Annotated in this window: 1 protein-coding gene; it reads right to left on the bottom strand. The window is 69.5% G+C overall.

Features of this window, described 5'->3' with window-relative positions; all coding sequences use genetic code 11:
* Window positions 1-123: 123 nt before the first annotated feature.
* Complete coding sequence (locus U5771_RS15420) at window positions 124-5,367, bottom strand: autotransporter outer membrane beta-barrel domain-containing protein (protein WP_322024767.1); 5,244 nt, start codon at window positions 5,365-5,367, stop codon at window positions 124-126.
* Window positions 5,368-6,000 lie beyond the last annotated feature (633 nt).

Raw genomic sequence — 6,000 nt, 5'->3', positions numbered from 1 at the left:
GATCCTGCACTGAGCGTTCGTGCCTCGCGTGCGCGGCAGGCACGCCGATGAAAAAACCGCCCGGTTGAACACCGGGCGGTTTTTTTTCATCGGCTGCCGGCTGCCCACCGGTGGCGTCGGGCGTTACCAGCTGTAGCGGTAGCCGACCTGCCCGGTGACGCCGCGCCGGTAATCGCCGCCGATGTTGCGTGCATATTTCACGTTCGCGTACAACTCGCCCGACTTGCCGAAGCCCGCGGTCACGCCCAGGCCGAGCTCGTACCAGGTGCGGCCCAGGTGCGTCGCGAACGGCGTGCCGCCGACGACGGTCTGGCCCGGCGACAGGAAGTCGTGCAGCACGTCGGCCGTGAAGTACGGCGTCGCGGCGCCGCCGCCCGCGTTCGCGTCGAGGTTCGGCCGGAAGATGCGCATGCCGACGCGTCCGCGCAACGCGTGGGTCGTCGTGCCCGACACGGCCGACACGTTGTCGTTGAACCCGTTCAGCTTCAGGTACTGGTACATCAGCTGCGCCTGCGGCTCGACCGCGATCGGCGTGCCGCCGATCCCGAACGGCTTGCCGACCTCCTGCGACAGCGCGATGCCGAAGCCGTTCTGCGAGGCCTCGTTGCCGTAGCTGTCGCGATAGCGGTTGCCGTAGTGCGTGACCTGGCCGACGCTGTCGAAGTAGGTGCCGTCGGACAGGTAGCGCGTCCAGTAGCCGCCGACGCTCTGCGCGTGCATCTCGACCGAGCCCGTCGACGTCGACAGGCCCGGCGCGTCCGCGCGCGCCATGTCGCTGAAGCTCGCGTTCGCGACGCCGATGCTGGCCGTCACGCCCGCATGCGTGCTGCCGCCGGCGGGTGCCTGGTCGAGCGTCCAGTCCTTGCCGAACTGCGCGAAGAACGTCCGCTCGTCCGCTGCGAAGCGGCCCGCGTTCGCGTCGAGGCTCTGTCCGCCGATACGGCCCCACACGCCGTCGCGATTGCCCGGCGCCTGCTTCTGGAGGTTATAGATGTCGCCGACGCGCTCGTGCAGCTTGCCGAGCGTCGAGAAGCCGTAGTCGGCGTTCAGCAGCGGCGTCATCGCATAGCCTGCAACGCCCGGACGGTACGCGAGATTGCCGCCGTTGCCGCCGCCGTCGATGACGGTCGGGCCGACCGGATCGCCGGGGTCCGTCGGGTCGAGCTGCGAGCGCAGGTACCAGCCGTTCGCATCGCCCTGTCCGCCGCGGTAGAGCCGGTATTCGTACGCGCCTGCCTGCACCGGGCCCGCGAGATGGAATGCCGACGCGGCGGTCGTGCCGCCATTGGCCGTGACGACCACCGGAATCCCGTCGCCCGTCGTCTGCGCGCCGGCGCCGGCCGTGTTCGCGATCTTCAGCCCCGTCGTGCCGCTTGCGGTGCCGCCGTTCACGATCAGCCGGTCGGTCGGCGATGCGTCGGCGCCGAGGTAGGTGTTCAGCGCGATCGTGCCGCCGTTGCCGACGTAACTGCCGGTCGTCAGCGTCCGGTAGCTGCCTGCCGCCGTCGGCGTGCCGGACGGCGCGGCGAACGCGACCAGGCCTGCGTTGTTCAGGCTGCTCAGCACGGAGCTGCCGGTCATGTGCCACGTGCTCGAGCCGTCGAGGGTCAGCGCGACCGGGTCGATCGTGCCGGTCAGGGTCGTGCCGTTCGTCAGGAACACGTTGCCGGTGCTCGACGCGTCGGACATGATGTCGCCGGCCAGATTCACGGCCGATGCGTTGAAGGTGACGTTGCTGCCGTTCGTGAGGTCCAGCAGCCGACCGTTGCCGGCCGTCACGACGGTGCCGTTGCGCACCGCGATGTCGACCGTGCCGCCGCGTGCGGCGAACGCCGGCCCGGCGACGGACGCGACGCTGCCGCCGTCGACCAGCACCGAACTGGTCGCGCCGGTCGCGAGCGTGTCCGTGCTCGTCACGCCGGCCGTCGCGCCCTTGAGCGTCGTGCCCGTCAGCGCGAGCACGCCGCCGCTGTCGACGGTCGCGCCGTTACCGGCCGCGCTCGCGATCGACGAACCCGTGTCGCCGATGCGGCCGCCGTTCTGCGCGACCAGGCCGTCGGCTGCCGCGCCCGCCGTGGAGAGCTTCGTGCCCGCCAGCCACGCGGTCGCACCGCTGCCCGCGACGATCGCGTGCGCGCCGGCGCCCGTCGTCGCGACGGTCGTGCCGTTGGCCGCGAGCGTCGCATCCGCGCCCGTCACGAACAGGCCGCGTGCGTTGTCGCCGGCGGTGCGCACGACGGTTGCCGCATCGGTCGCGATGCGCGCGCCGGCGCCCGTCGACGACAGCCCGTCGGCGCCGTTGCCGGTCGTGCCGATCTGCGTGCCCGACAGCGCGATCGTCGTGTTCGTGCCGAGGTTGTCGATGCCCTTGCCGGCGCCGCCCACCGCGATCGACGTCGCGCCGGCCGCGATCCCGCCGTCCGAGACGGTCGAGTCGATCAGCACGCCGTCGGCGCTGCCGTTCGCGACGACGGTGCCCGCGCCCGACAGCGCGACCGACGCGCCCGCGCCGGTCAGGTGCACGCCCGCGACGCCGTCGTCGGCCTCGATCGCGCCCGCGTTGGCGAGCGTCGCCGACGCGCCCTGCACGAGCGCGCCGGTGCCGTTCGACACACGGATCGCCGACGCGTTGTTCACCGTGCCGAGCGTGCCGACCACGACGCCCGTCGAGCCGGCGCCGGTCAGCAGCACCGTGTCGCGGTTCTCGAGCGTGCCGAGGTTCTGCGCGACGAAACCCGTCACGCCCGCGGTCGACGAGGTGACCGCGGCATCGTTGGTCAGCATCGTCGCGACCGGCGCGCCGGCATTCGCGCCGGCGAGGTCGTGCGCCTGGCCGTCGACGACGCCCGCGATCGCGCCGGCCGCGTTCAGGTTGATCGTCGCGTTCGTGTCGACGGTGCCTTGCGCGCCACCTTCGACCGCGACCGCGACGCCGTTCGTGCCGTTGACGTTGTAGGTCGCGGCGCCGGTGGACAGCGTGGAGCCGGCGCCGGTCGCGAGCACGCCGCGCGCGCCCCGGCCGTTCACGTCCGTCGTCAGCGTGCCGGCCGCCGACGCGCCCGTGTAGGCCGCGCCGCCCGCGATGCGGAACAGCGTCGAATCGTAGGTGTCGACGCTGAGGTGCTGCGCGGCGACGTTGATCTTGGAGCCGGCGCCGTATGCGTAGAAGCCGATCTGATTGGTACCGGACACGAAATGCGGCACCGCGTTGGCCCAGACGTTGATCGTTGCGCCCGAGCGTGCATGCACGCCGATCGCGCCGTTGCCCGTCAGGTTGAGCGCGCCGTCGAGCGTGGCCGTTGCGCGCGGCCCTTCGGCCCACACGCCGTAGTTGCGGGTGTCCGAGGCCGGATCGAGTCCGCCGGCCACGTTGATCGTGCCGGTCGACGTCGCGGCCGTCGCGGTCGAGCCGGTGCCGACCACCATGATGCCGATGCCGTTCACGCCGTTCAGCGTGATCGTGCCCGTGTTGGTCACGGTCGCGGCCGTGTTGGCCGCGAGCATGCCGACGTTCGCGAGCGGCGTGCCGGGCGCCGCGCCGTTGACGACGATCGTGCCCGCGTTGCGCAGCGTGCCGGACGATGAGCCGATGCTCGCCATCCCGGCGCCGTTCTGCGTCTGCGAGCCGATCACGATCGAGCCGAGGTTGCTGGCGGTGCCCGAGGCGCCGAGCAGGATCCCGTACGCGTGCGCGAACAGCGCGACGTCATTCGCCGTCGCCCCCGGCCCGTACTGGGCCGAGCGGCCGAGATAGATCGTGCCGCCGGCCGTGTTCGTGAAGGTGCCGCCCGCAGCGAAGCCACCGATCACCTGGCTGTCGAGCGTCGTCGCGTTGACGCCGACGTTGATCGTGCCGGCGTTCGACGCGTTCGCGCCACCCGTCGCTGCCACCGCGTAGTTCTGCAGGTCGGGACGGTTGCCGTCGAGCGTCCATGCGCCGACGTTCATCACGCCGTTGTTGACGAACGTCGTGCCCGTGCCGTTCGCGTACACGCCGTTGCCCTCGGTGTACGCATGGAACCCGAAGTTGTCGGGCGGCGTGCTGCTGCTCGTGTCGACGTTGTCGCCGGACGCGTAGCCGGACGAGATCACGCCATTGTTGACGCCGCTTGCGCCGCTCAGCAGGCGCACCAGCGTGAAGTCGCCCGACAGGCGCCCGTCGTTGATGAAGTGCGCGCCGTTCTCCGCGAGGACGGCCGAGCTCGATACGATCGTGTTGGTGCCGCGGAAGTCGATCTGGCCGTCCTTGCCGATATGCAGCGTCGCGTTCGCGCCGGTGCCGTGCATTGCCGACAGGTAATCGATCGGCAGCGTGTTCTTGTCGCCGGCGGACACGTTGTTCCGGTACTGGAAGGTTTCCTGCGAGAACGTGACGGCCTGGCTGAACGCGCTGTCGTAGGCGGCCTGCGAGCCGAGCGCGCCGCTTTGCACCGAGCGCACGAGAAAGTCGTTGTAGGCGGCGAGCGAGGCGGCGTCGGTGACCTTCCGCGTGCTGCCGTCGAACGCGGTGAAGGTGCCCGCATAGGACGGCACGTCGAGCTGGAGGTTGCCGACGGGGCCGCCGCTCGCGAGGTAGTCGCCGGTGTTGAGCCAGACCTGGTTGCGTGAATTCCAGTTGACGACGCTTGGGGCGGCGCCCGTCCCGTCCGCGAGGGTGAGGTCCGTCTGCTTCGCGGCCATCGTGATTGCGTTGCCGGCCGAGTCGGGCGCGTTCGCGGGGTTGCCGATCGACACGTTGAGCGTGCCGCCGGTGCGGCCCACGGTGCCGATGCGCGCGTTCACATACTGATTGCCGTTCACGTCGTTGTAGACGGGCACGTTGGTCGCGCCGGCCTTCGATGCGGTGAACGCGGACGAGTCGTAGGTCGCGACCGACGTGTGGGTGCCGGTGATCGAGTCGGGCGTGCTGACGCTGTACGTCTTGCCGCCGAGCGACAGCAGCGGCTGGTTCGGATTGCCCGACACGATGGTCGTGCTGCCGATCGGCGTGAGCGTGTAGCCGGCGTCGCCGCCCGTGCCGGCCCATGCGCCGGCCAGGCCGACCGTGTCGCCGCCCGAGACGGTCGCGGACCCGGCCTGGTTGTCGTTGGCCGTCGGGCCGAAGTTGCCGATCGCGCAGGTGCCGCCGCTTGCGACCGTCGCGCCGTTGCCGCAGGTCGACGCATGCGCGGCGCCGGCCGACAGCGCGACCAGCGCGACGCCGAGTGCGGCGACCCGCAACGGCGGCCGGCGCACGGCCTCGTGCGCGGCGCCCCGGCCCGTGCCGGATGCGCGGCCCGAACGCTTGCCGCGCGCCCGTGTCGTTTCCGCGACCGCGACCCAGCAGCCGGTGGTTTCGCTCCAGACCGATCGAAATGAGTGATTCACGACATGCCCCTCTTTCTTGTTTTGAAGTGGTATTCGCCGCGTGCGGCGAATGCGCATTCCACGGTGACGCGTGACTCGAATGGACGTGCGGCAGCCGTGGCTGCATGACGCGCCGGTCGGGTTTCGTTACACCGAAGATGGAGCGAGTCTACTAATCGACGGGGGTGTCGATTTTCAAAAAAAGCAGGAAATGTGGGGATGGTAACGGTATTGAGTGGTATTTCTGAATTGTGTGGTTAATCGAACTGAAAGCCTTTGTGGGGGCGGGTTTGGTGGATTTTTTGTAAAACAGGCGGAATCGCCGGTTCGGTGGGCTGGCGCACGATCCGTGCGGGGATTTTGCTTTAGGCTATGGCTTCCGGATTATCCGGGTTTGAAGGTTTATATTTTATTTGTTGCGCCAGTGAATTATTTTCGCTTGAAAATAAATAAAATAAAAGTGAATGTTGTGTGGCAAAGATCGCATGCGTGGAATGGCGACCTGAATGAAACGTTGTCGGGTGGAGTTTCAGTGCGGGCGATCGCCGGCGGATGCCGGGCGCCGAATGCGTGGTGCGACGATCCGTGCATGACGCGGGATCGTCGGGCCGCGACGACGGCGGAAAGGCGGAAGGCGTGAAGGGCGCGCCAGGC

The organism is Burkholderia sp. BCC1977 (assembly GCF_905339595.1).
Classification (GTDB): domain Bacteria; phylum Pseudomonadota; class Gammaproteobacteria; order Burkholderiales; family Burkholderiaceae; genus Burkholderia.
This window is presented reverse-complemented; position numbering and strand designations above follow the sequence as displayed.